Raw genomic sequence first — 25,896 nt, forward strand, 5'->3', positions numbered from 1 at the left:
AAATTTTTATAAAAAGTCTTTATTTGTTGAATGGGCTTTGGAAGCTGTTTTTGTTATAGTATACACAGAAAGCAAAGAGGTATTATTTTAAGGAGGGCTTTACAATGAGATTAAAAAAGGCAGCAGCGCTTACACTGGTAACCGCTATGACAGCTTCTATGGCAGCAGGATGCGGCAGCAGCTCATCCACAGCTGATTCCAAGGCGGAAGATACCACAGCGGCAGGAGAGAGCACGGAGGAGAAAAAAGAAGAGGGAGCTTCCGATGGGAAGAAGACCTTAAGCATTTCCGTATGGGATAATGATGCAACTCCTCAGTTTACCGCAGTGGCAGAGGCATTTATGGCAGCCAATCCGGATGTGACCATCGAGTTTATCGATGCTCCGTCAAGTGAGTATAACAACAAGGTAACGGTTATGCTGGCAGGCGGCGATTCCGAGCCGGATGTTATCTTTGTAAAGGATACAGAGAATCAGGTATCCATGAAGGAAAAGGGACAGATCTTAAATCTGGATGAGTACATTAAGAAAGATGCCATTGATCTTGGAATGTACCAGGGCGTAGCAGAGCAGCTTCAGATGGACGGAAGCAATTACACCCTTCCATTCCGCAAAGACTGGTATATGCTGTTCTACAACAAGGATCTTTTTGATAAGGCAGGCGTTGCGTATCCATCCGCTGATATGACCTGGGATGAGTATGAAGAACTGGCAAAGCAGATGACAAGCGGCGAGGGCAGCAGCAAGGTATACGGAACTCATAACCATACCTGGCAGGCACTTGTTTCTAACTGGGCCGTACAGGATGGAAAGAACACCCTGATGAGCGAGGATTACAGCTTTATGAAGCCGGCTTATGAGCAGGCCGTACGGATGCAGGATGAAGGCATTATGCAGTCTTATGCGAACTTAAAGACAGGAAGCATCCATTATATCAGCGTATTTGAGCAGCAGCAGTGCGCAATGCTTCCTATGGGTTCCTGGTTTATCGGTACTCTGATCCAGGATAAAGAGGCAGGAAAGTTCGGCTTTAACTGGGGCGTAACCACCATTCCTCATCCGGAAGGCGTAGAGGCAGGAGCTACCGTAGGATCTACTACACCCGTTGCTATCAACGCAAAGTCAGATGATCCGGATCTTGCATGGGAGTTTGTAAAATTTGCAACCGGTGAGGAGGGCGCAATGGCTCTGGCTGACAACGGTATCTTCCCGGCTGCATCTACCGATGCGATCAATGAGAAGCTGGCAGCAATTCCCGGTTTCCCTGAGGATGGAACCGACGCTTTAAATATCACAAGCTGGGTACTTGACCGTCCGATCGATGCCAAGATGGCAGCAGTAAGAAAGGTTCTTGAGGAAGAGCATGACCTGATCATGATCGGTGAAGAGGATATTGATACAGGTATTGCAAACATGAACCAGAGAGCAAAGGAAGCAAGAGAGGACTAATCCTCATTTTGGATCCAAAGCCATAATACAAAACGTAAGAGCGTCTGATTTCAGTCTTCAGCGAAAGTTGGACGCTCTTTTTGTACCCTTATATAAGGACAGGTGAGAAAAAATGACACAAAAACAGAAAAAAATATTAAAGAGGAACCTGATCGGATACTCTTTTATCCTCCCCAATTTTATCGGATATTTTCTCTTTATTTTCCTTCCGGTGATCTTTACATTCGTTCTCTGTGTGATGAAATGGGACGGTTCTTCTGCTCCCATGGAATTTGTAGGACTTCAAAACTTTGTAAAACTGTTTCATGACAGCAGTTTTATTATTTCGTTTAAAAATACGATTTATTACGCCGTATTTACCGTGCCCCTTACTATGGTGGCGGCTCTTCTCATTGCAATTCTGTTAAATTCCAAGATCAAGGGAATTGTGATTTACCGTACCGCTTTCTTTTTCCCTTATGTGGCATCTTTGGTGGCTGTAGGTGCGGTCTGGAATATGCTGTTCCAGCCGGAGTTTGGACCGATCAATGAATTTCTAAAATGGATCGGGATCGCCAACCCGCCGAAATGGTGCGCTTCTACCGACTGGGCCATGTCCGTTATTATTATCGTCAGCGTGTGGAAATACATGGGCTATTACATGGTCGTTTATCTGGCCGCACTTCAGGGTATTTCCGGAGATCTTTATGAGGCAGCCAGCATTGACGGAGCAACCGGCTTTAAGAAGTTCCGCTATATTACCCTTCCCATGTTAAAGCCAACGACTTTCTTTGTTATCATTATGATGACGATCCAGTGCTTTAAGGTATTTGACCTGATCTATGTTATGACAGGCGGAGGCCCTGGACGCGCAACCAATGTGCTTGTAAACCATATTTACAATGCAGCCTTTGTTGACTTTAAGTTCGGTTATGCCAGCGCCAGCGCTCTTGTGCTGTTTGCTGTTGTTCTGGTGGTTACGCTGGTACAGTTCCAGGGTGAAAAGAAATTCACCGATTATGTATAAGGAGGAAGGATCATGGAAACAAGAAAAAACGTTAACCGCATATTTATCTATGGTCTTCTGACTGTACTTGCCATTTTAGTGGTAATACCGTTCGGATGGATGCTCCTTGCATCTGTAAAGACCAGCAACGAGGTGTTCAGCATCCCCATGCGTCTGCTCCCCAAGGAATTTCAGTGGGTCAACTATCAGACCATCTGGGAGAAGATCCCGCTTCTTACCTTCTTTAAAAATACATTTAAAATTGCCATCTGCACCACAGCCGTTCAGGTTCTCACCAGCTGTTTTGCAGCCTACGGCTTTTCAAAGGTTCAGTTTAAGGGAAGAGATACCCTGTTTTTAATTTCTGTTACCACCTTTGCAGTACCCTGGCAGGCATACATGGTAACGCAGTTTGCACTGATTTCCCGTATGCATCTGACCGACTCCCATCTGGGATTGATCCTGATGCAGGCATTCTCCGGTTTTGGCGTATTCCTGATCCGTCAGTTTATGATCGGTGTACCAAATGAACTTTTGGAGGCAGCCAGAATTGATGGCTTAAACGAATACGGAATTTTTGCAAGAGTGGCGCTTCCTCTGGTAAAGCCTGGAATTGCAACCCTGGTTATTTTTACATTTGTAAATATCTGGAATGACTTTATGGGGCCCTTGATCTATTTAAACAGTACAGAGTTAAAGACCATCCAGTTAGGTATCCGTATGTTTATTTCCCAGTACGGCGCAGATTATGCACTGATCATGGCTGCTTCAGTCTGCTCTCTGATCCCTGTGCTCATCGTATTTATGGTATGCCAGAAGTGGTTCGTGGAAGGCATCACAGCCGGCGGCGTAAAGGGGTGATCCTATGACAGGAGAAGTGATGAAGGAGCAGGCCGGATACTGTAAGAGCCGCTGGGCTGATCAGTGCAGCCACAGTATACAGACTGCAGAGGATGTTTTAAATCGGAAATTCCTCTTTGATCTGCCCTGGGATATGGAGCAGACCACGGAGCCTGTGATTTTTACAGATCAGATTGACTGGCAGTATATGCCCGGAGGCGATCCTGAGTTTATCTATCAGTTTAACCGTCACCGCTATTGGATCTGTATGGGTCAGGCCTATGCGCTTACAGGAAATGAAGCCTATGCGGCCTGCTTTAAAGAGCAGCTTTTATCCTGGATTTCGGAAAATCCGATTACAGAGTCTACAAAAAAGACTACCTGGAGAACCATTGAAGCCGGTATCCGCGGAGAAAACTGGTGCAAAGCCATTGAGTATTTTGAATCCAGTCCCCATATGGGAGATGAGGAGAAACAGGCCTTTATAAAGGGTCTGCTCCTTCATGGGGAATATCTTTTTAACTGCCGGGTTCCGTTCAGCGATAAGAGCAACTGGGGCGTTTTGGAAAATCACGGACTTTTCTGTATCGGAGCCTTCCTTTCAAAAAAGGAATGGGCGATTGAGGAAAGCAGCCGGAAAAAGGGCGCTCTTTATATCGAAGAGGCTTTAAAAAGGCTTAAGCGGGAGCTGGCAATCCAGGTAATGGACGACGGAGTCCACTGGGAACAGTCTCCCATGTACCATAATGAGGTTCTACGTTGTATTCTGGAGGTTTTAAGGGTCGCAGAGCTGTATGAGATTCCGGTGGCGGAGGATATTGAAAAGGCGGCCAGAGCGATGGCCATGGCAGATCTTTTGTGGAGCAAGCCGGATCATACCCAGCCTGCAAACGGGGACAGCGACCGGACAGATCTTCGGGATGTGCTTACACCGGCCGCATGGCTGCTTAAGGATCCGCTTCTTCGCTTTGGAGGTTATGACTGTCTGGATTTTGAAAGTGCCTGGGAAATGGGAATGGAGGCTGTGATCGGCTATGAACAGATGACGAAGGAAACTCCCCAAAATGAGCTGGTTTCTCTGGAGGCCAGCGGACAGGCCGTTCTGCGTTCCGGATGGGATCAGAAGGCAGATTACCTTCATTTCATGTGCGGAAGCCTGGGAGGCGGCCACGGCCACTTTGACAAGCTCCATCTGGATCTGTCTTATGAGGGAGAGGACGTGTTGATCGATACAGGACGTTATACCTATGTGGATGGAACTCTGCGCAGGACATTAAAGTCTGCAAAGGCTCACAATGTCCCTATGGCAGATGACAGAGAATATACAGAGTGTACTGGCTCCTGGAATGTAAGAAATGCCGCAGCTTATGCCGGAATGAGAGTGGTGCAGAAAGGGCAGTATACACTGTTTGAGGGAGCCCATCTGGGATATATGGATGCGGGAGTCTATGTATGCCGAAAAGTTCTGTCGATCGGTACAAAGATTCAGATAATCGCAGACAGTTTTTACGGTTTTGGGGAGCATGTGTGCAGTCAGCACTTCCACTTAAATCCAGCCGGACAGACAACGCTTACAAAGGAAGACCAGGCATCTGGTTTGGGATTTTCCTATCAGGGAATCAAAACAGGAGCAAAGGCGTTTGTTCTGACGCCGGGAGCAGAAATCTCTATGGAGCAGGGGCCGGTATCCTTCCACTATAACCAGCTTACGGAATGTCCCTGGATCTGCATCCGAAAAAAGATGGCTCTTCCAGGCACTCTGATTACAGTCATTTTTAATGACAATACAGCAGACGCCAGCCTGGTTCCGGTGACCGTTCCAGTAACAGGAGAAGTGTTAAAGGATCAGGATGCTCAGGCCCTGCGTATCAGAATGGGAGACCATTCCTATCTAGCCGTATTCAATCATCGGGAGACAGGCGCCGATATGGAATATATCGGAGCAGACGGACATTACGGCCTGGGCCGGGTGATGATCTGTGAGGAAAACCAGCCGGAACCTGAAATGACGGTTCTTTCCTGGTAAAACTGCCCGATTGGGAGCAGAATCATATAACAAATGGAGAAAAATTATGCAGACAGCGGAACGCTTAGAACAATATGAAAGAATTACAGGCCGGGAAGCAGAAGATTTTCTGGCCAGGGCAGTGAAACTGGTACAGGAAAACCTGCCGGAATTTACAGAATATTTTCCCGATTCCAACAGCGAGGAAAATTTTTATCCGCAGACGGAAAACAGAGAATGGACCACCGGCTTTTGGACCGGAGAGATCTGGCTGGCTTATGAGCGAACAAAGGATGAGAACCTGAAAAAAGCGGGGCTGCTTCAGGCAAAGTCTTTTTTAAAGAGGATTACAGAGCGTGTGGACGTAGATAACCACGATATGGGATTTCTTTATACTCCGTCCTGTGTGGCGGCTTACCGGCTTACCGGTGATGAAACTGCAAAAAAAGCCGCCCTTATGGCAGCGGATAATCTGATGGAACGGTTTCAGGAAAAGGGAAGGTTCTTTCAGGCCTGGGGTGAACTGGGAGCAAAGGACAATTACCGTCTTATCATTGACTGTCTTTTAAATATGCCTTTGCTGTTTTGGGCCAGTGAGGTGACAGGAGATCCAAAGTACAGAGAAAAGGCGACGGCTCACATTCTCACAGCCATGAACTGTGTGATCCGCCCGGATCATTCCACCTACCATACCTATTTCTTTGATCCTGAGACGGGAGAGCCTGTAAAGGGTGTGACGCATCAGGGCAACCGCGACGGTTCCGCATGGAGCAGAGGACAGGCCTGGGGAATTTACGGCAGTGCTTTAAGCTATCATTTCTTAAAGGATCCTGCATATATTGATATTTTCAGAAAAGTTACAGATTATTTTGTAACGCATCTGCCTTCCGATCTGATCCCCTACTGGGATTTTGATTTTGATGACGGCAGTACAGAACCCAGAGATTCCTCCTCCGCAGCAATCGCAGCCTGCGGTATGCTGGAGATGGCAAAATATCTGGAGCCTGAGGAGGCAGAAAAATATACAGCCCTGGCAGAAAAACTGATAAAGGCCCTTTGCGATCACTGCGCCGTAAAGGATCACAGTGAGTCAAACGGCCTTCTTCTTCACGGAACCTATGCCAGAGCCAGCAAGGGAAATCCCTGTACCAACCGGGGGGTGGATGAGTGCAATACCTGGGGAGATTATTTCTTCATGGAAGCCCTCACCCGTCTGACCGCCGACTGGAAGGTATACTGGTATTAGTTTCCGTTTAAAACGTATTCCTTATCATAAATGACTTCTGGAAGGGTAGAGGCATCAGATGCTTCTACCTTTCCTTCTACATTCTTATCATCATCAATATAGTAGATAGTGCCGCCGGAAATTTTATACATATAGGAACCGTCTACCTTATAATTTTTGCTGTCCGTCTGAACCTTTCCCGATTCATTTACAAGGTACAGGCGGTTTTTTACCTCAAAGACTTCAAAATCAGAGCCGTCTTCGGCCTCTACCAGCCGTCCCTGATAGTAAAGATAGCCGTCCTTGGTGCCGTTTAGACCGGCTCCCTTATCAGAACCGGAGTCTGCAAAGTAATAGGTGCCGCTGTCTCCGTCTACATTCAGATTGGTCTTCTTTCCGGTCACCATTTTTCCGTCGGAGTTACTGTCTCCGAAATAGCCTACCATTTCTTCCCCGGACTGGTTTACCATGCGGATCATACCGGTCTGGCGCACGCCGTAAGGGTTAAAGAAATAGGAATCCCCATTCACCTTTGTAGTAGCCCGGCTCATGCTGGAGGCTTTTGCATTTAAATAGGCCGGCGTTCCGTCGCTTTCAAAATAGTACCAGTTGGAATCTCCGTCTTCTGGCATTTCGTCCGTGTCTCCCTCTGCAAGCTCATCCTTGTCATCACAGCTTGCAGGATGCTCCGTCAGCTCCAGCCAGGTATCTCTTGCCATAGTACCGTCATTTTCATCGCCCAGATAGACAAAGCGGCTGATCCCTGTCGTGTCTCCTGCCTCGGCCTCCTCCTCAGCAGCGATCCAGCCTGTCATCATAACGCCGTCCTCATTAAAATAATATTTCCGGTCATTGATGGTTTCGACTGCGTAGGTACGGTCATCTGCCCTTTTTGCCTTGCCGTTGGACTGAAAGTAAAACCATTTGGAGGAATCGGAGGCAGAGCTGCGTGCTTCGGAAATGTCGCCGTCTTCGGGCTTGTCCTCTTCATCGTAATCCAGACACTGCCAGCCGGTTTTGGCATAGCCCTGGTTCTCGCCGCCCAGATAGTAGATATCATCCCCGTCAAAAAACCAGCCCGTACGCATCCGGCCGTCGCTGTCAAAGGCATATTTATACGTTCCAATGGTTTCCCAGCCGTCACGCTCAAGCTTTCCCTTAGAATCCGTATAGTACCAGCCCGCAGGCTTTGAGCCGCCCTCCTCGGTGATGTGGATCCAGGAATTCTTGACCATGGCGCCGGAATCATTTACATAGTATTCATCGTCGATCCACTGGTTCACAGTCATCTTTCCGTCGCTTCCCAGATAAAAGGAAGAGTCGCCGGAGGTTTTCCAGGTATTTGTCACATAGTTTCCGGAAGCATCCTTATAACGCCAGGTGCCGTCCTCCGTGACCCAGCCGATATCCGCGGCCTGAGCGCAGAATGCAGAACCCAAAGAGAGAAGCAGGGCTGCTCCGAGGGTAGGAATGAATGACTTGTATTTTTTCATGATCAAAGGTTCTCCTTCTGGTAATTTTTTGAAATTTACAGGTCTATTGTATCATATAGAAAAGTTCCACACAATAAAGTTCACAAAATTGTCAGAAAATGTGCTGTTTTTTGTTATCCTTTCATTGAAAAAATGGAAGCTTTCCTTTATAATCATAAATCGTGGGACGACACAGCCCTAAAGGAGGAGACAAATGGAACGGGGACCCATACGGGCGGCTATTATATCAGATACCCACGGCGTTTTAAGGCCGGAGGTGGAACGGATTTTAGAGACCTGCGATGTGATCGTACATGCAGGAGATTTTGATACGCAGATGCTTTATCACAAGTTGGAGGTAAACCAGCCCCTTTTTGCGGTGAGGGGAAACAATGACCGCGGCTGGTCCGGAGGCCTTCCGGGGATTAAGCGTTTTGAGATCGAAGGCGTAAAATTCATCATGGCTCACGAAAGGACACAGATTCCGGGCAGCCTGGGAGACGCTCAGGTGGTTGTTTTTGGCCATTCCCATATGTACCAGCAGCAGGAGATAAATGGACGGCTCTGGCTCAATCCAGGAAGCTGCGGCTATAAACGTGGTACCCTGCCCCTTTCCATGGCGGTGATGACCATAGAAAACGGAGCCTATACGCTGGAAACCATATGGCTGGAAAAGGGCTACGGAACGCCCGAAGATGCCATCGCAAAACGGGAAAAACCGAAGAAAAACAGGTATGAGCGTCAGCAGAAGCGTCATATGCAGGAGAAAAAGGATAAGGAAATGCTGTTTTTGATCGCAAAGATCCTGCGTCTTTATCAGGCAGATGCTTCCAGAGCCTGGGTTGTTAAAAATACAGGAAATGACCCAGAGCTTACAGCAAAAATTTACGATCTGTGCGGGATGGAGGAAACCTCCGACGCCCACCGGATTCTGGCAAAATTAAAGGAAGGGATCTGAAACCAGGTCTCTTCCTTTTATAAATGCGCCTTAGCGCGCCATCTTTTTCTTTTCCTCTTCCACAGTGATCCGTGATTCCTCCAGCGTACAGCCGAGAACCTTAATGAGAGTTTCCTTTTCCATGGTAGGAGCGTAGTAGAAGCCCTGCTGGTACTCACATTCATAGCCGTTTAAGGTATTGAGCTGATTTTCTGTTTCCACGCCTTCAGCGATGATATGGATGTTTAAATTCTTTGCAATCTGGATCAGGCCCCCGGCGATGGCTGCGCAGGAAGGATTTGTTTCCAGCTGCCATACAAACATACGCTCCAGCTTTACTGTGTTTACCGGAAGGTCAAGGATGCCTGTAACCGGGACACAGCCGGAACCGAAATGGTTCAGTACCAGCTCCACGCCAAGGTGTGCCAGCTCCTGCATGGTAATATTTACGTTTAAGTAAACGGAGGATAAAGCTGTATCATCCAGCTCTAAAGCAAGTTTTCCGGATGGGATATGGAAACGGGTAATTACATCCTCTACCTTGTCTATAAAGTCCTCCTGGGTCAGCAGGAGAGGAGATACAGGAATACAGATGGATTCAAACTCTTTTCCTTCTTCCATCAGACGTGCGATCAAACGGCCCGCATCCTCCAGGGCATAGTAGCCAACGGCCCGTATCTGCCCGGAGTCCTCGGCAATGGGGCGGTAGCGGACCTCGATTTCATTTTTCTCCAGAGCAGTCTGCAGATATCGGGCAATGGCCTGGCGGCGCAGAACCTGCTCGTGAAGTTTGGAGTCAAAGACAGCGTACTGGTTTGGACCGTATTCCTCAGCGGCAGATACGGCAGCGTCGAGATTTTTCAGGACCGAGGTCATATCCGCTTCATAGGCAGGACAGGAGCAGATGCCGATTTGGGATATGAATCTCCCTAAAAATGTGCGATATTTAAAATCCTGCAACGTACCAATATATTCCATTATAGTACAATACAGGCAAAATCTCAAATTTAATTCAAAAATGCTGAAAAATATAAAAGTTGTTTCCTTTTTCTTTGCAAATGGACCGGAGTATGGTATACTGTAATGAGAGTATCAGCTGCCGCCATGTTCGGCTGTCAGGTGATAAGTGAACAAAGGAGAGATTCACCCATGAAAATGAATCGAGTATTTTTAAAATTAAGCGGCGAGGCACTTGCCGGACCGAAAAAGACCGGGTTTGATGAGGATACGGTAAAAGAAGTTGCCAGACAGGTAAAGCTTTCTGTGGATGCAGGTGTCCAGGTAGGTATCGTGATCGGAGGCGGGAATTTCTGGAGAGGCCGCACCAGTGAGGCTATTGACCGTACAAAAGCGGATCAGATCGGCATGCTGGCTACGATTATGAACTGCATTTATGTATCTGAGATTTTCCGCAATGCAGGGATGAAAACCCAGATTTTAACCCCCTTTGAGTGCGGCTCTATGACAAAGCTGTTTTCAAAAGACCGTGCAAATAAGTGCTTTGAACAGGGAATGGTGGTATTTTTTGCAGGCGGAACCGGTCATCCGTACTTCTCTACGGATACGGGAATTGCGCTTCGGGCCATTGAGATGGATGCAGACTGCATTCTGCTGGCAAAGGCAATTGACGGCGTATACGACAGCGATCCTAAGCTGAATCCTGAAGCGAAAAAGTATGATACCATTTCCATTCAGGAGGTTATCGATAAGCAGCTGGCAGTGGTAGATCTGACTGCTTCCATCATGTGCATGGAGCATAAGATGCCCATGGCTGTATTCAGCTTAAATGAACCAGACGGCATTGCAAACGCTATGCAGGGCCGGATCAACGGAACCATCGTTACCGCATAGTTTCCGGCAGGACGCAGGCGCCGCCGGGTATGAATTTTATAAAATCAGGCCGACAGGCCCGCATTACAGGAGGACATATGGAAGATTTAAAGTTTTATGAGGATAAGATGAACAAGACACTGGACGTACTGGTATCTGATTACGCTGCCATCCGCGCAGGCCGTGCCAATCCCCATGTTCTTGATAAGATCAGAGTTGACTATTACGGCACTCCGACCCCGATTCAGCAGGTGGGCAATGTATCTGTTCCCGAGGCCCGCATGATCGTAATCCAGCCATGGGAGAAGAGCCTGTTAAAGGCCATCGAAAAGGCAATCCTTACCTCTGAGCTGGGCATTAACCCAACCAATGACGGAAACTGCATCCGCTTAGTCTTCCCTGAGATGACAGAGGACCGCAGAAAAGAGGTTGCCAAGGATGTAAAGAAAAAGGGAGATGGAGCCAAGGTTGCCATCCGCAACATCCGCCGGGATGCAAATGACGCATTTAAAAAGGCAGAAAAAGCAGGAGATATGTCAGAGGACGAACTGGCAGAGACTACAGAGAAGATGCAGAAGCTTACCGATAAGATGGTTGAGCGCGTAGATAAGCTGGTAGAAGAAAAGACAAAGGAAATCATGACCGTTTAAGGCCGTGAAAGGGATACTTCCCATATGTGGAGGCAGGAGCGACTCCTGCCTTTTCATCTATTCAGAAATATTCCTGGAGAGAAAGGCGGAGAAAGAATGGCTTTAGATACAAATGCAGTAATACCGGCCCATGTGGCCCTGATCTTAGACGGAAACGGACGGTGGGCTAAAAAAAGAGGGCTTCCCAGAACCATGGGACATAAGGAGGGCTGCGTTACAGTAGAGAAAACGGTGGAAATTGCAGCCAGAATGGGCATCCGTTATCTGACGGTTTATGGATTTTCCACGGAAAACTGGAAGCGCTCCGAGGATGAGGTAGGAGCTCTGATGCAGCTGTTCCGCTACTACATGGTGCGCCTGTTAAAAATTGCTTCTGCAAATAATGTCCGGGTGAAGATGATCGGAGACCGGTCCCGCTTTGCAAAGGATATCATTGCAGGCATCAACCGTCTGGAAAATGAGACAAAGGACAATACAGGCCTTACGTTTGTGATCGCGGTAAATTACGGCGGCAGGGATGAGATCCGCAGGGCAGCTGCAAAACTGGCAACTGACGCCGCCAGAGGAGCGCTGGATCCGGATGCTGTAACAGAGGATGTATTTGCCTCTTATCTGGATACGGCGGGAATCCCGGATCCGGATCTTTTGATCCGTACCAGCGGTGAACTGCGCCTGTCTAATTACCTTTTATGGCAGCTGGCTTATACAGAGCTTTATGTAACAGACTGTCTGTGGCCTGATTTCAGCCAGGAAGAGCTGGAAAAGGCAATCCTGCAGTATAATAAAAGAGACCGGCGGTTCGGCGGAGTAAAGTAGGAAAGGAGACAGAAGTCCATGTTTACCACACGACTGATAAGCGGAATTATACTGGTGCTTCTGGCAGTCCTTTTTGTGGGAAAGGGAGGACTGATCCTGTTTGGAGTCACAGCCCTTATTTCACTTGTGGGCCTTTTTGAGTTGTATCGTGTTTTGGGGATTGAAAATCGTTCGGTAGGTGCGGTGGGTTATATTACAGCCCTTTCTTACTATGGGATTTTGTGGTGGGAAGGCCATGAGTATCTGAACCTTATGATTATCCTCTGTCTGATGGTGTTAATGGGTCTTTATGTATTTACCTTTCCAAAGTACAAGACAGAAGAGATTACAGGGGCTTTTTTCGGTGTATGCTATGTTCCGGTGATGCTTTCCTTTTTGTATCAGACCAGGGAAATGCAGGACGGAGTTTATCTGGTGTGGCTGATCTTTTTAAGTTCCTGGGGCTGTGATACCTGCGCTTACTGCAGTGGGATGCTTCTTGGAAAACATAAGCTGGCTCCTGTGTTAAGCCCTAAAAAATCCATAGAGGGAGCAATAGGCGGTACTCTTGGTTCTGCGATTTTAGGTCTCATTTATGCATGGATCTTTGGTTCCAGAATGCACGGGATTGAAGAACCCGTGATTGCTTGTACCGTAGCCTGTGCCATTGCGGCTGTTATTTCCCAGATCGGAGATCTGGCGGCATCTGCCATTAAACGTAATCACAAAGTAAAAGACTACGGTCATATCATACCGGGGCACGGAGGGATTCTCGACCGGTTTGACAGTATGATCTTTACCGCTCCGGCGATTTATTTTGTTCTTACCTTTTTAGGATAAACGATTTTGTGAAAAATGTGTATTTTCGTAAAATGAGGAGAATATAAGTTATGATAAAGAAGATCTCAGTTCTGGGTTCTACGGGTTCCATCGGTACTCAGACACTGGAAATTGCAAGATACAATCAGGACATTGGGATCACTGCGCTGGCGGCAGGTTCCAATGTGGAGCTTTTGGAAAAGCAGGTACGGGAATTTCATCCCAAAATCGCCTGCCTCTGGAAAGAAGAGGCGGCCAGAGAGCTTAAACGCCGGATCAGGGATCTGGATGTGAAGGTGGTAAGCGGGATGGAAGGCTTGATGGAGGCAGCCTGTGAGCCGGAGGCTCAGATTGTGGTGACTGCTGTAGTAGGCATGATCGGTATCCGCCCTACCATAGCGGCCATGGAGGCGGGAAAGGATATTGCCCTGGCAAATAAGGAAACCCTTGTGACGGCAGGCCATATCATTATGCCTCTGGCAAAGGAAAAGGGAGTAAAGATTCTTCCTGTAGATTCGGAACATTCTGCTATTTTCCAATGCCTTCAGGGAGCGGGAGAGAACCGGATCCACAAGATTCTTCTGACGGCTTCAGGAGGCCCATTCAGAGGCCGCTCCAGAGAACAGCTGGCCGGTGTACAGCCGGAGGATGCCTTAAAGCATCCCAACTGGTCCATGGGGCGCAAGATTACCATTGATTCTTCTACTATGGTAAATAAGGGACTGGAGGTTATGGAGGCCCACTGGCTCTTTGATGTGGATATGGATCAGGTTCAGGTAGTGATCCAGCCTGCCAGCGTGATCCACTCCATGATCGAATATGAGGATGGAGCCGTGATCGCACAGCTTGGCACACCGGATATGAAGCTGCCCATTCAGTACGCTCTTTACTATCCGGAGCGCCGTTTCCTTCCGGGAGACCGTCTGGATTTTACAAAGTTAAAAGAGATTACGTTTGATGAGCCGGATATGGAAACCTTCCGGGGCTTAAAGCTGGCTTACGAGGCCGGAAAAGCCGGAGGCTCCCTGCCTACCGTGTTTAACGCGGCCAATGAACTGGCGGTTTCATTGTTTCTGGAGAAAAAAATCCCCTATCTAGCAATCACAGATCTGATCCAGGGCGCGATGGAAAACCATAAGAGAAAAGCGGCTCCGAATGTGGATCAGATTCTGGCAGCGGAGCAGGAGGCATATGACTTTATCAGAGAGACATTAAGAAAGGAACGCATTTAGCCAGATGAATATCATTTTATCAATACTGATCCTGGGGGCCATTATTCTGATCCATGAACTGGGCCATTTTCTGATGGCAAAGGTTTGTGGAATCGGGGTAGTGGAGTTTTCTCTGGGTATGGGGCCCAGATTGTTCAGTGTGGAGATGGGGGAAACCAGGTATTCCATCAAGGCCTTTCCTTTTGGCGGTTCCTGTGCCATGTTGGGAGAAGATGAGGAAGCGGATGAGGAGAGCGCCTTTGGAAATAAATCGGTCTGGGCCAGAATTGCCGTTGTGGCCGGAGGCCCTGTATTTAATTTTATACTGGCATTTTTTCTGGCAATGATCTTGGTGGGCGTTTCCGGCGGCTATACGGTTCCTGAGGTTTTGGGAGTAGAGGAGGGCTTTCCTGCAAAGGAGGCCGGTCTTTTACCAGGAGATGTGATTACCCATGTCAATGGCCGTTCCATCCATTCCTACCGGGATTTTACAACCTATGTGTTTACCCATCCGGGAAAGGAGCTTAAGCTCACCTGGAAAAGGGAAGGAGAAGATGGAAAAAAGGAAAAACTGAGCGCTTCTGTGACGCCTGTGCTTACAGAAAATGGACAGCAGCTCATTGGCGTACAGTTTCAGCCTGGGATTGAACCGGCAGATACACTTTTGGAGCTGATGCGCCAGTCGGTATATGAGGTACAGTTCTGGATCCGATATGTATTTGATACCTTTTATATGATGTTTCATGGAGCCGTATCGGTTGATGATATCAGCGGCCCGGTTGGAATCGTAAGCACCATCGATCAGACCGTGGATGAGGCGTCACAGGCGGGAGCCGGGGCTGTGGCGATGACTCTGGTAAATTTCGGCGTTCTTTTAAGCGCCAATCTGGGTGTGATGAACCTGATCCCTTTTCCGGCCCTGGATGGCGGAAGGCTGTTTTTCCTGTTTTTGGAGGCTCTTCGAGGAAAGCCTGTTGACCAGGAAAAGGAAGCCATGATCCATACAGCGGGAATGGCGCTTTTACTGGCGTTTATGGTATTTATTCTGTTTAACGATGTGAGAAAGCTGTTTTAACAGGAGGAAACGTTAAGATGACAAGAAACGATACACGGGTGGTCAGGATCGGAGACCGGGTGATCGGAGGAGGAAATCCGGTACTGATCCAGTCCATGTGCAATACAAAAACAGAGGATGTGGCGGCTACAGTGGCTCAGATCCTTAAACTGGAGGAGGCCGGATGCGAGATCATCCGGGTGGCTGTGCCAACGATGGAGGCGGCAGAGGCCCTGAAACAGATAAAAAAGGAGATCCATATTCCCCTGGTGGCAGATATCCATTTTGATTATCGCCTTGCGGTGGCAGCCATAGAAAACGGAGTGGATAAGATCCGTATCAATCCCGGAAATATCGGAAGCAGGGAACGCGTGAAGGCTGTGGTAGATGCTGCAAAGGCGCGCCGGATTCCCATCCGTGTAGGCGTAAACAGCGGTTCTCTGGAAAAGGATCTGATTGCAAAGTACGGGGGTGTGACTGCACAGGGGATTGTAGAAAGTGCGCTGGATAAGGTGAAAATGATAGAAGACATGGATTACGATCATCTGGTGATCAGCATTAAATCCTCAGACGTAATGATGTGCGTGAAAGCCCATGAGGAGATTGCCAAAAAGACCGATTATCCGCTTCATGTAGGCATCACAGAATCCGGTACTCTTATGTCCGGAAATATTAAGTCCGCGGTAGGTCTGGGGATTATTCTGTACCAGGGAATCGGAGACACGATCCGGGTATCTCTTACAGGCGATCCGGTGGAGGAAATCAAGTCTGCCAGGCGGATTTTAAAGACTCTGGGCTTAAGAAAAGGCGGAGTAGAGGTTGTTTCCTGCCCCACCTGCGGCCGCACGCGCATTGATCTGATCGGACTGGCCAACCGGGTAGAAACCATGGTCACCGGTCTTGAGGGACTGGATGGCGTAAAGGTTGCTGTTATGGGCTGTGTGGTAAACGGACCGGGCGAGGCAAAAGAAGCAGATATCGGGATTGCAGGCGGAATCGGAGAGGGGCTTTTGATCAAAAAAGGCGAAATTGTCCGAAAGGTGCCGGAGGAACAGCTGTTAAATGTGCTGAAAGAGGAATTAACAGCAATGGCAGTGGAAAGAAAGAAGTAATTTTATGGCGAAGAATTTTCTGGAGGTATTTCCTTCACTGAATATTGCAGAGCCGCTTAGAGAGCTTTTAGCTCTGACAGAGGTAGAAAAGGTTACCTCTACCAGAGATAGAAGCTCTATTCGCGTTTATGTGAAAAGCCCGCGGCTCATACACAAACAGAATATTTACGATCTGGAAAAGGGAATAAAGGATCAGCTTTTTCCTGACAAGCAGGTAACAGTAAAAATCCAGGAAAGATACCGTCTTTCCGGTCAGTATACGCCGGAAAAGCTGTTAAAGATCTATAAGGACAGCCTGCTTTTGGAACTGAAGCATTACAGCATCATCGAATACTCCATGTTCAGAAAATCACAGATCCGGTTTGAACAGGAGGATCTGATGGTACTGACCGTAGAGGATACCATGGTGAACCGGGAGCGGACCGGGGAGTTAAAACGGGTACTGGAAAAGGTTTTTGCAGAGCGCTGCGGCCTTCCGGTAGAGGTGCGCTTTGCCTATATTCCCCCTTCCGGCGGAGAGCGCAGAAAACAGCTTGAGCGAAAGATTGAAAAGGAGGCACAGGCTATCTACTGGCGCAACCACAGGGAAGAGCTGGAAGCCATGGGAGGCTTTTCGGCAGAGGGTCTGGAGGGAAAAGAGCTTTTAAAGCAGACGGCCGGCCCTCAGGATGCTCTGATGGAAGCTCCTCAGGACGGCGCCCCCTGGGATATGCTTATGGCACAGGCGGCTTCAGGAGAGGTGGGAAGCGGAGAGGAAGCGTCCCTTCAGGCTGTTCCAGCAGGAAATGCCGGGTCTGGAAGTACCGGAACCGGAAACAACTCTCCCGGAAAGGAAAAGCGTCCCCAGTTAAATAAAGGGAGAAAGGGCTGGGGCCGGGATAATGGCTTTGGAGAGGATAAAAAGTTTTCTGTCAAGCGTTCGAATAATCCCGATGTGCTCTATGGCCGTGATTTTGAAGATGAATTTCTGGAAATTGAGACGATTGACGGTGAGATTGGAGAGGTTACCTTAAGAGGGCAGGTGCTTACCTGCGAAAGCCGGGAGCTTCGAAGCGGCAAATTTATCCTGACCTTTGATATTACGGATTTTACAGATACCATTACAGCTAAAATGTTCATCCGTCCGGAGATTTTTGACGAGGTAAAAAATGTAATACAGAAGGGAATGTTCCTTAAGATCAAAGGCGTAACCACCATTGATAAATTTGACGGCGAACTGACCTTAGGTTCGATCGTGGGAATCAAAAAGGGCGAGGACTTTACCAGCAAGCGTATGGATACCAGCATTGAAAAGCGTGTGGAGCTTCACTGCCATACCAAGATGAGCGATATGGACGGTGTCTCTGAGGTAAAGGATATCATTAAGAGAGCTAAGAAATGGGGAATGACCTCAATCGCGGTGACGGATCACGGCTGTGTCCAGGCCTTTCCGGATGCAAACCATGCGTTGGATAAGGGAGATCCCTTTAAGGTCATCTACGGGGTAGAGGGGTATCTGGTAGACGATACAAAGCAGCTGGTGGAAAATTCAAAAGGACAGAGCTTTAAGGATTCCTATGTGGTTTTTGACATAGAAACCACCGGCTTCAGCCCGCTGAAAAATAAGATCATTGAGATCGGGGCGGTAAAGGTAGTGGACGGAGCTATCACAGAGCGCTTTTCCACCTTTGTAAACCCGGATGTTCCCATTCCCTTTGATATAGAAAAGCTCACAGGCATCAATGACGCAATGGTGCTCCCCTATCCGCCCATTGACGTTATCCTACCCCAGTTTCTGGAATTTGTAGGAGATTCCGCCCTGGTAGCTCACAATGCAGGCTTTGACGTGGGCTTTATCAGCCATTATGCGGAGGAACAGGGACTTCCCTTTCAGCCAACGGTTCTGGATACGGTATCCTTAGCCAGACTGCTTCTGCCGAATCTGAACCGTTTTAAGCTGGATACAGTGGCAAAAGCTCTGAACATTTCACTGGAAAATCATCACCGGGCCGTGGATGATGCAGAAGCCACGGCAGAGATCTTTGCGGCCTTTGTAAAGATGCTCCGGGATCGTGATATCGAAAATCTGGATCAGCTCAACCGCCTGAGCGCCATGGATGCCCATACCATTATGAAGCTTCCCACCAACCACGTGATCATTCTGGCAAAAAATGATATCGGCCGCATTAACCTGTATCGTCTGGTGAGCTGGTCGCATCTGGATTATTTTTCCAGACGTCCCAGAATCCCCAAAAGCGTTTTAAACGCACACAGAGAAGGACTTATTATCGGCTCTGCCTGTGAGGCAGGAGAGCTGTACCAGGCTCTTTTGAGAGGAGCGCCGGATGCAGAGATTGCCAGGCTGGTAAATTTTTATGATTATCTGGAAATCCAGCCTCTTGGAAATAATGCGTTTATGCTCCGGGACGAAAAAAGCACAGTAAAGACGAGGGACGATCTGATCGAGATCAACAAACGGATCGTAGATTTGGGCGCACAGTTTGGCAAGCTGGTCTGCGCTACCTGCGATGTGCATTTTCTGGACCCTCAGGATGAGGTATACCGCCGGATCATCATGGCGGGGCAGGGCTTTAAGGACTCAGACGATCAGGCGCCTCTGTATTTAAGGACCACAGAGGAAATGCTGGAAGAATTTGCCTATCTGGGGCCAGATAAGGCCTATGAGGTAGTGGTGACAAATACACGCAAAATCTCACAGATGTGTGAAAAGATCGCTCCGGTGCGGCCGGATAAATGTCCTCCGGTCATCCCGGATTCCGATAAGACGCTGACAAAGATCTGCTATGACAGAGCCCATGAAATGTATGGGGATGATCTGCCTCAGATCGTAGTAGACCGTCTGGAGCGGGAACTTCATTCTATTATTACAAACGGCTTTGCGGTAATGTATATTATTGCACAGAAGCTGGTATGGAAATCCAATGAGGACGGATATCTGGTAGGTTCGCGAGGTTCTGTCGGCTCCTCCTTTGTGGCAACCATGTCCGGTATTACGGAGGTAAACCCGCTAAGCCCCCATTACCACTGTCCCAAGTGCCGTTACTATGATTTTGATTCAGAGGAGGTAAAGTCATTTTCCGGTATGGCGGGCTGCGATATGCCCGATAAGGCCTGCCCGGTCTGCGGTACGCCTCTTGAAAAGGACGGATTTGATATTCCCTTTGAGACATTCCTTGGTTTTAAGGGCGATAAGGAGCCTGATATTGACTTAAACTTTTCCGGTGAGTACCAGAGTAAGGCTCATGATTACACAGAGGTTATTTTTGGAAAAGGTCAGACCTTCCGGGCAGGTACCATCGGTACTCTGGCAGATAAGACGGCCTTTGGCTATGTAAAAAAATATTATGAGGAAAGGGGAACCAGAAAGCGCAACTGTGAGATCAACCGGATCGTCCAGGGCTGCGTAGGCGTGCGCCGTACCACAGGCCAGCATCCCGGAGGCATTATCGTGCTTCCGCTGGGAGAGGAGATTTATTCCTTTACTCCGGTGCAGCACCCGGCCAACGATATGACGACCTCCACCATAACGACCCACTTTGACTATCATTCCATTGACCACAACCTGTTAAAGCTGGATATTCTGGGACACGATGATCCCACCATGATACGAATGCTCCAGGATCTGACTGGTCTTGACCCGGTTAAGGATATCCCTCTGGACAGTCCGGAGGTTATGAGCCTGTTTCAGAGCACTGAGGCGCTGGGGATCACTCCGGACGATATCGGCGGCTGTCCGCTGGGAGCATTGGGCGTACCTGAGTTTGGTACGGATTTTGCCATGCAGATGCTCCTTGATACAAAGCCGAAGTACTTTTCCGACCTGGTCCGGATCGCAGGACTGGCTCACGGTACGGATGTATGGCTGGGAAATGCCCAGACGTTAATCCAGGAGGGGAAGGCAACCATTCAGACCGCCATCTGTACCCGAGATGATATTATGGTTTATCTGATCGCCAGAGGGATGGAGCAGGGGCTTTCCTTTACGATCATGGAGAGTGTGCGGAAGGGAAAGGGATTAAAACCTGAATGGGAAGAGGAAATGAAAGCCCACGGGGTGCCTGACTGGTATATCTGGTCCTGTAAAAAGATTAAATACATGTTCCCCAAGGCCCATGCGGCAGCTTACGTTATGATGGCGTGGCGGATCGCCTACTGCAAGATTTTTTATCCGTTAGCCTACTATGCAGCCTTTTTCAGTATCCGCGCTAATGCATTTTCCTATGAAATCATGTGCCAGGGCCGGGACAAGCTGGAGTACTATCTGGCAGATTATAAAAAACGGGCAGATACCCTGTCAAAAAAGGAACAGGATACATTAAGAGATATGAGGATTGTTCAGGAAATGTACGCCAGAGGCTTTGATTTTATGCCTCTTGATATCTACAGGGCAAAGGCAAGGGATTTCCAGATCATTGATGGTAAGCTGATGCCTTCTTTAAGCAGTATTGACGGTCTGGGAGAAAAGGCAGCGGATGCGGTCGTTGATGCGGTAAAGGACGGCCCATTCCTGTCTGTGGAGGATTTTTCAAGCCGTACCCGCGTAAACGGAACGATCTGTGCCCTGATGTCGGATCTGGGACTTTTAAAGGATCTGCCCCAGTCCAATCAGCTTTCTCTGTTTGATCTGTAAAAAAGACAGCCGTTGCCATTTTATTTAATCTGTGTTATGATACGGAAGAGCTTTTTTTATAAAAAGCTCTTTTCCGGCTTTGCGGGGGAATGCATAAGGGCCGGAATACAAAAAAATTACGGGAGATATGAGAAATGGAACGTGAAAAGTTTTCTTCCAGGCTGGGCTTTATCCTGATTTCAGCAGGATGCGCCATCGGTCTGGGCAATGTATGGCGTTTTCCCTATATTGTGGGAAAATACGGTGGAGCCGCCTTTGTGCTGATCTACCTTGCTTTTCTTCTGGTCCTGGGACTTCCTATTGTAGTGATGGAGTTTGCCGTGGGCCGGGCCAGCAAAAAGAGTGCGGCTCTGTCCTTTGATCTGCTGGAACCCAAGGGAAGCAAATGGCACCTGACAAAATATATAGCAATGGCCGGAAACTATATGCTGATGATGTTTTACACGACAGTAGCCGGCTGGATGCTTCTGTACTTTTTTAAAATGCTCCGGGGCGACTTTAATGGACTTGATTCTGCCGGTACGGCAGAGGAATTCAGCAAAATGCTGGCTGATCCGGTGATCATGACAGTATTTATGGTTGTCATTGTTCTGGTATGCTTTACCATCTGCGCGCAGGGACTTGTATCCGGCGTAGAGCGTATCACAAAGATCATGATGCTCCTTTTGTTCCTTTTAATGGTGGTATTGGCCGTTCATTCGGTACTGTTAGAGGGCGGTGCTCCGGGTCTTGAGTTTTATTTAAAGCCGGATTTCGGAAAGATGAAGGAGGCCGGACTGGGAGAAGCGATCTTTGCAGCTATGGGCCAGTCCTTCTTTACCTTAAGTATCGGAATCGGCGCTCTTGCGATTTTCGGAAGCTATATCGGCAAGGAAAAGAGACTTACCGGAGAGGCCATCAGCATTACTCTGTTAGATACCTCAGTTGCTTTTATGTCCGGTCTTATCATTTTCCCAGCCTGCTTTGCTTATGGGATCGAGCCTACATCCGGTCCGTCCCTTATCTTCATTACCCTTCCAAATGTATTTAACCATATGGCAGGGGGACAGCTGTGGGGCGCTCTGTTCTTTGTATTTATGACCTTTGCGGCCCTGTCTACGGTAATCGCCGTGTTCCAGAATATCATTTCCTTTGCCACAGACCTGACCGGCTGTTCCGTTAAAAAGGCTGTGTTCTGGAATGTGATCGTAATCATCCTGCTGTCCATGCCGTGTGTTCTGGGCTTTAACGTCCTGAGCGGTATTCAGCCTCTGGGACCGGGAACCACCATTCAGGATCTGGAAGACTTTATTGTCAGCAATAACCTTCTCCCCATCGGAAGTGTGCTGTATCTGCTGTTCTGTACCAGCCGGTATGGATGGGGCTTTAAAAACTTTGTAAATGAGGCAAATGAAGGAGAGGGGATTGCTTTCCCGACCTGGGCCAGAGTCTATGTGTCCTATATCCTTCCTCTGATTGTGCTGTTTATTTTGATTGAAGGTTATATTGGATAATTCGTAGAGGAAAACATCCTCTGGCATTTAAGGCCTGTGCAGACAGATGCACAGGCCTGTTTTAATCTCTAAAATGGCAATGTTTCCAGTTGTTTAAATTATTTTAAAAATTATGAAAATTTATGGTTGACATTTCCTGAAAAGTGTATTATACTAACGTACGTAATCGAGGCGTGGCTCAGTTTGGTAGAGCGCTGCGTTCGGGACGCAGAGGCCGCGTGTTCGAATCACGTCGCCTCGATTTTTTAAGGCCTGATGGTCAAGCGGTCAAGACGACGCCCTCTCACGGCGTAAACCCGGGTTCGATTCCCGGTCAGGTCACTGATGGGATGGTTGTTGCATTGCAACAGCCATTTTTCATCTTTATGGATATTGATTTACATCTAAAATTTAATAGTTGTATGCTTCCATAGCGCAGTTGGTAGCGCACTTCACTCGTAATGAAGGGGTCGCCGGTTCGAGTCCGGCTGGAAGCTTGTAAAGCAGACGATCGGTTTTCGGTGGTCTGTTTTTCATTTATTTACTACTGTGCTCTTATGGATAATGACGTACGGGCTGCCTGTCAGGATGAAGGGTATGGAAGTATTTCAGGTATTAGGAGGAGAACATACATGATTCGCTTAGGAATGATCGGAACCGGCAAAATTGTTCATATGTTTGCCCAGGCGGCTTTAAAGAGCGGAAATTATCGTCTGGAAGCTGTCTGTTCCAGAGATAAAGAGAGAGGAAAGGCATTTGCAAAAGAGTACGGAATTTCTCAGGTGACAGTGTCTCTTGAGGAGCTGGCAGAAATGAAGGATGTGGATGCGGTATACATTGCCAGTCCCAATAGCTGCCATTTCAGCCAGTCTATGATGATGCTCAGGGGAGGAAAGCATGTGATCTGTGAGAAGCCGGTGGTTCCTTCCGTGAGAGAACTTCAGGAGCTGTTGGAAGAGGCAAAAAAGCATCAGGTGATCCTGATGGAGGCTATGCGTACTGCATTTGATCCCGGCCTGAAAAAACTGGAGGAGTTGATCCCTCTGATCGGACCGGTGCGCAGGGCAACTTTGGAATATGGAAAGTATTCCTCACGTTATGATGCGTTTTTAAATGGAGAGATTCTTAACGCATTCAATCCTTCTTTGGCCAATGCGGCTGTGATGGATATTGGGGTGTACGCAGTGTACGGGCTGGTACGTCTGTTCGGAAAGCCGGAAGAGATCAGAGGACTCAATGTAAAACTGTCCAACGGAATGGAGGGGATCGGTACCATTCTTGCCCGTTATCCGGGTATGATCAGTGAGATCCTTTATTCCAAGATTACGGATACCATAGGGGAAAGCCAGATCCAGGGAGAGAAAGGAAATATCCTTGTGGATATGATATCAGAACCTTCCAGGATCACTCTGAAGCTCAGGAATCAAAAGGAGCAGGTATTCAGATTGACGAAGGATCCGAATCCCCTTTATGAGGAGGCAAAAGTGTTGGCCTCCATTCTGGAAAACAGAGATTTCCAGAGAGCGGAATGGTATCAGAAGCAGACAGCGGTCCAGATAGGTATTATTGAAGAGGTAAGACGTCAGACGGGAATTGTTTTCCACGGTGAGGCTGATACCCTCTAAGGATAGATTCCCCATGGCGGAATGCCGCATTTATATCGGTTCATTCTCATACCCGTACACCATATACTCCATCATCCGGTCCGTAGTGGTCTCATTACGGATAAAGCTCATAAGAATATGGCAGATTTTTTCAATCCGGGGTTCCGGAAAGTCCTTGCCATCTATCTCATTCTTTAAATCTTCACGCATTTCAAAGAGTGTGTCTCTTCGCGCCGGGAGGTCAAGCCTCATGGCCTTTGCAACGGTCCCTATGGCGCAGTAGGCCTCGATGGGAGAGGACATCTGAGCCGGGGGCTCAAAGCCGGCCTTGATATCCAGGGCCATTTTTATGATGTATGACATATTCAGTTCCTTCCTTTTTTGCTCCATTATATCATGGAAAGCCGCCTTTCGTTTCAGAAATATAAAAATTCTGCTAAATTTTCAAGAAAGTTTCCCGCTGCATTGTGGGAACCTGGGAACCATGGTATACTAAATTTGAATGGAGTTCCTGCATTTTCCAGCAGGAACCGTTTAAATTTTATTACAGGAGTATACGATTATGAAAAACCAAAGATTCCGGCTGTATATCAACTGGGGGCTTACAGCATTGGCTGTTATTGCCTGCAGTGTTTTTCTGGCTTTTTCCCTGATGAAAGTTCAGACTATTTTTGGAGTGATCGGAGAGATCATTCAGATTCTGATGCCTATTATTTATGGAGGCGTTCTCGCATACTTGATGCTTCCTGTCTATAATTCGGTCTATTTCTTTGTCTGCCGTAATACGAAAAAGCTGTTTACCACAGAAAAAGTCAGAAGCAGAGCGGGAAAAACAGCAGCTACAATTGCCAGTCTGCTGTTTCTGCTTATATTGGTCTGCGGCTTGGTCTGGATGATTATCCCACAGATCATGGAGAGCATTCTCGGATTTCAGGAAAGCCTGGCCGAATATATCAATAACCTCACATTATGGCTGTCACAGCTTCTTGAAGATAATTCGGAACTGGAAGAAATCGTGATGCCTCATTTTAATGAGGCGGCCATGGAATTTCAGCACTGGATGACGACAGATCTGGTGCCAAGTATTTATTTGATCCTGGATCATGTATCTGCCGGAGTGATCAATGCGGTTACAGTGGTGAAAAATATTTTGATCGGTCTGATCGTAATGATCTATCTGCTGAATTTAAAGTGGACACTTTGCGCTCAGTTTAAGAAAATAATCTATGGCCTGTTCAGTGTTCGCATGGCAAACCGGCTGATTAATGAGATCCGCTTTGCCCACCATGTGTTTGGCGGTTTCATTACAGGAAAGCTTCTGGATTCTCTGATCATCGGCATTATGTGCTTTTTCGGAATGCGGTTTCTAAAAATGCCCTATGTGCTTTTGATCAGCGTTATTATTGGTTTTACAAATGTGATCCCCTTTTTCGGTCCGTTTATCGGAGCCATTCCCAGCGCATTTCTGATCCTGCTTGTAAGCCCTTTAAAATGTCTGTATTTCCTGATCTTTATTCTGGTGCTGCAGCAGTTTGACGGAAATATTTTAGGGCCGAAGATCCTGGGAGATTCCACCGGCCTTCCCAGTTTCTGGGTGCTGTTTTCCATCCTGCTGTTCGGAGGACTCTTCGGCTTTGTCGGAATGATCATAGCGGTACCGGTATTTGCAGTATTTTATCGTTTGATCTCTGAATATATCTGCGGGATGCTCAGAAGAAAAAAGCTTTCTGCCCGTACAGATGATTACAGGGAATTAGACCATATAGATCCCATAGAGGGAACATTTATAGAGCATACGGAAAAATAA

The 25,896-nt window shown here is 47.8% G+C and carries 20 protein-coding genes and 3 tRNA genes; 20 read left to right on the forward strand and 3 right to left on the reverse strand.

Annotation, left to right across the window (positions count from 1 at the left end; translation table 11 throughout):
• Positions 1-104 precede the first annotated feature (104 nt).
• The 5 genes from ACZM6M_RS11505 to ACZM6M_RS11525 all read left to right on the forward strand — a co-directional run bounded on the left by ACZM6M_RS11505 (position 105) and on the right by ACZM6M_RS11525 (position 6,524).
• Complete coding sequence (locus ACZM6M_RS11505; RefSeq protein ID WP_066548057.1) at positions 105-1,448, forward strand: ABC transporter substrate-binding protein; 1,344 nt, start codon at positions 105-107, stop codon at positions 1,446-1,448.
• A gap of 112 nt (positions 1,449-1,560) precedes the next feature.
• The gene (locus ACZM6M_RS11510) at positions 1,561-2,454 is read left to right on the forward strand and encodes a carbohydrate ABC transporter permease (RefSeq protein ID WP_066548059.1); all 894 of its coding nucleotides are present in this window, start codon (positions 1,561-1,563) and stop codon (positions 2,452-2,454) included.
• A 12-nt stretch (positions 2,455-2,466) separates the two neighbouring features.
• Positions 2,467-3,294, forward strand: coding sequence for a carbohydrate ABC transporter permease (locus tag ACZM6M_RS11515; RefSeq protein ID WP_066548062.1), 828 nt, complete (start codon positions 2,467-2,469; stop codon positions 3,292-3,294).
• Between the two features lie 4 nt (positions 3,295-3,298).
• Complete coding sequence (locus ACZM6M_RS11520; protein WP_489490441.1) at positions 3,299-5,299, forward strand: alginate lyase family protein; 2,001 nt, start codon at positions 3,299-3,301, stop codon at positions 5,297-5,299.
• Between the two features lie 46 nt (positions 5,300-5,345).
• The gene (locus ACZM6M_RS11525) at positions 5,346-6,524 is read left to right on the forward strand and encodes a glycoside hydrolase family 88 protein (RefSeq protein ID WP_066548067.1); all 1,179 of its coding nucleotides are present in this window, start codon (positions 5,346-5,348) and stop codon (positions 6,522-6,524) included.
• Here the strand turns inward: ACZM6M_RS11525 and ACZM6M_RS11530 are convergent.
• The gene (locus ACZM6M_RS11530; protein ID WP_066548073.1) at positions 6,521-7,996 is read right to left on the reverse strand and encodes a hypothetical protein; all 1,476 of its coding nucleotides are present in this window, start codon (positions 7,994-7,996) and stop codon (positions 6,521-6,523) included. The two genes, ACZM6M_RS11525 and ACZM6M_RS11530, sit on opposite strands and share 4 nt — an antisense overlap.
• 193 nt (positions 7,997-8,189) lie before the next feature.
• Between ACZM6M_RS11530 and ACZM6M_RS11535 the strand changes: the two genes are divergently transcribed.
• Positions 8,190-8,933 carry a metallophosphoesterase family protein gene (locus ACZM6M_RS11535; protein WP_066548075.1) on the forward strand — a complete coding sequence of 248 codons (744 nt, stop codon included), beginning with the start codon at positions 8,190-8,192 and terminating at the stop codon, positions 8,931-8,933.
• 30 nt (positions 8,934-8,963) lie between these two features.
• Here ACZM6M_RS11535 and ACZM6M_RS11540 read toward each other — a convergent pair whose 3' ends face one another.
• On the reverse strand, positions 8,964-9,788 hold the full coding sequence (locus tag ACZM6M_RS11540; RefSeq protein ID WP_337434093.1) for an EAL domain-containing protein: 825 nt from the start codon (positions 9,786-9,788) through the stop codon (positions 8,964-8,966).
• 273 nt (positions 9,789-10,061) lie between these two features.
• Between ACZM6M_RS11540 and pyrH the strand changes: the two genes are divergently transcribed.
• The 13 genes from pyrH to ACZM6M_RS11605 all read left to right on the forward strand — a co-directional run bounded on the left by pyrH (position 10,062) and on the right by ACZM6M_RS11605 (position 24,110).
• Positions 10,062-10,763, forward strand: a complete 702-nt coding sequence (gene pyrH / locus ACZM6M_RS11545) for a UMP kinase (protein WP_066548077.1) — start codon at positions 10,062-10,064, stop codon at positions 10,761-10,763.
• 77 nt (positions 10,764-10,840) lie between these two features.
• A complete protein-coding gene (gene frr, locus ACZM6M_RS11550) occupies positions 10,841-11,392 on the forward strand; it encodes a ribosome recycling factor (protein WP_066548080.1) in 552 nt (183 codons plus the stop codon).
• 96 nt (positions 11,393-11,488) lie between these two features.
• A complete protein-coding gene (uppS, locus tag ACZM6M_RS11555) occupies positions 11,489-12,208 on the forward strand; it encodes an undecaprenyl pyrophosphate synthase (protein ID WP_066550752.1) in 720 nt (239 codons plus the stop codon).
• A gap of 18 nt (positions 12,209-12,226) precedes the next feature.
• The gene (locus tag ACZM6M_RS11560; protein WP_066548082.1) at positions 12,227-13,027 is read left to right on the forward strand and encodes a phosphatidate cytidylyltransferase; all 801 of its coding nucleotides are present in this window, start codon (positions 12,227-12,229) and stop codon (positions 13,025-13,027) included.
• Positions 13,028-13,077: 50 nt separating this feature from the next.
• Entirely contained in the window at positions 13,078-14,238 is a 1,161-nt protein-coding gene (locus ACZM6M_RS11565; protein WP_066548093.1) for a 1-deoxy-D-xylulose-5-phosphate reductoisomerase, read from the forward strand.
• Positions 14,239-14,242: 4 nt separating this feature from the next.
• Entirely contained in the window at positions 14,243-15,292 is a 1,050-nt protein-coding gene (rseP, locus tag ACZM6M_RS11570; RefSeq protein WP_296039093.1) for an RIP metalloprotease RseP, read from the forward strand.
• A 17-nt stretch (positions 15,293-15,309) separates the two neighbouring features.
• Positions 15,310-16,383: a flavodoxin-dependent (E)-4-hydroxy-3-methylbut-2-enyl-diphosphate synthase gene (gene ispG, locus ACZM6M_RS11575; protein ID WP_337933190.1), complete on the forward strand. Its 1,074-nt coding sequence runs from the start codon at positions 15,310-15,312 to the stop codon at positions 16,381-16,383.
• A gap of 4 nt (positions 16,384-16,387) precedes the next feature.
• Positions 16,388-21,013, forward strand: coding sequence for a PolC-type DNA polymerase III (locus ACZM6M_RS11580; protein ID WP_337933192.1), 4,626 nt, complete (start codon positions 16,388-16,390; stop codon positions 21,011-21,013).
• 134 nt (positions 21,014-21,147) lie between these two features.
• Positions 21,148-22,506: a sodium-dependent transporter gene (locus ACZM6M_RS11585; RefSeq protein ID WP_296039116.1), complete on the forward strand. Its 1,359-nt coding sequence runs from the start codon at positions 21,148-21,150 to the stop codon at positions 22,504-22,506.
• 167 nt (positions 22,507-22,673) lie between these two features.
• A tRNA-Pro gene (locus ACZM6M_RS11590) sits at positions 22,674-22,747 on the forward strand.
• 8 nt (positions 22,748-22,755) lie between these two features.
• A tRNA-Glu gene (locus ACZM6M_RS11595) sits at positions 22,756-22,827 on the forward strand.
• Between the two features lie 82 nt (positions 22,828-22,909).
• Positions 22,910-22,982, forward strand: a tRNA-Thr gene (locus ACZM6M_RS11600).
• 135 nt (positions 22,983-23,117) lie between these two features.
• Positions 23,118-24,110, forward strand: coding sequence for a Gfo/Idh/MocA family protein (locus ACZM6M_RS11605; protein ID WP_337434090.1), 993 nt, complete (start codon positions 23,118-23,120; stop codon positions 24,108-24,110).
• 30 nt (positions 24,111-24,140) lie between these two features.
• Here ACZM6M_RS11605 and ACZM6M_RS11610 read toward each other — a convergent pair whose 3' ends face one another.
• Positions 24,141-24,452, reverse strand: a complete 312-nt coding sequence (locus ACZM6M_RS11610) for a DUF3837 family protein (protein WP_066548148.1) — start codon at positions 24,450-24,452, stop codon at positions 24,141-24,143.
• A gap of 199 nt (positions 24,453-24,651) precedes the next feature.
• Here ACZM6M_RS11610 and ACZM6M_RS11615 point away from each other — a divergent pair, with 199 nt between their 5' ends.
• Positions 24,652-25,896 carry an AI-2E family transporter gene (locus ACZM6M_RS11615; RefSeq protein WP_418926468.1) on the forward strand — a complete coding sequence of 415 codons (1,245 nt, stop codon included), beginning with the start codon at positions 24,652-24,654 and terminating at the stop codon, positions 25,894-25,896.

The organism is Enterocloster sp., from assembly GCF_057861365.1.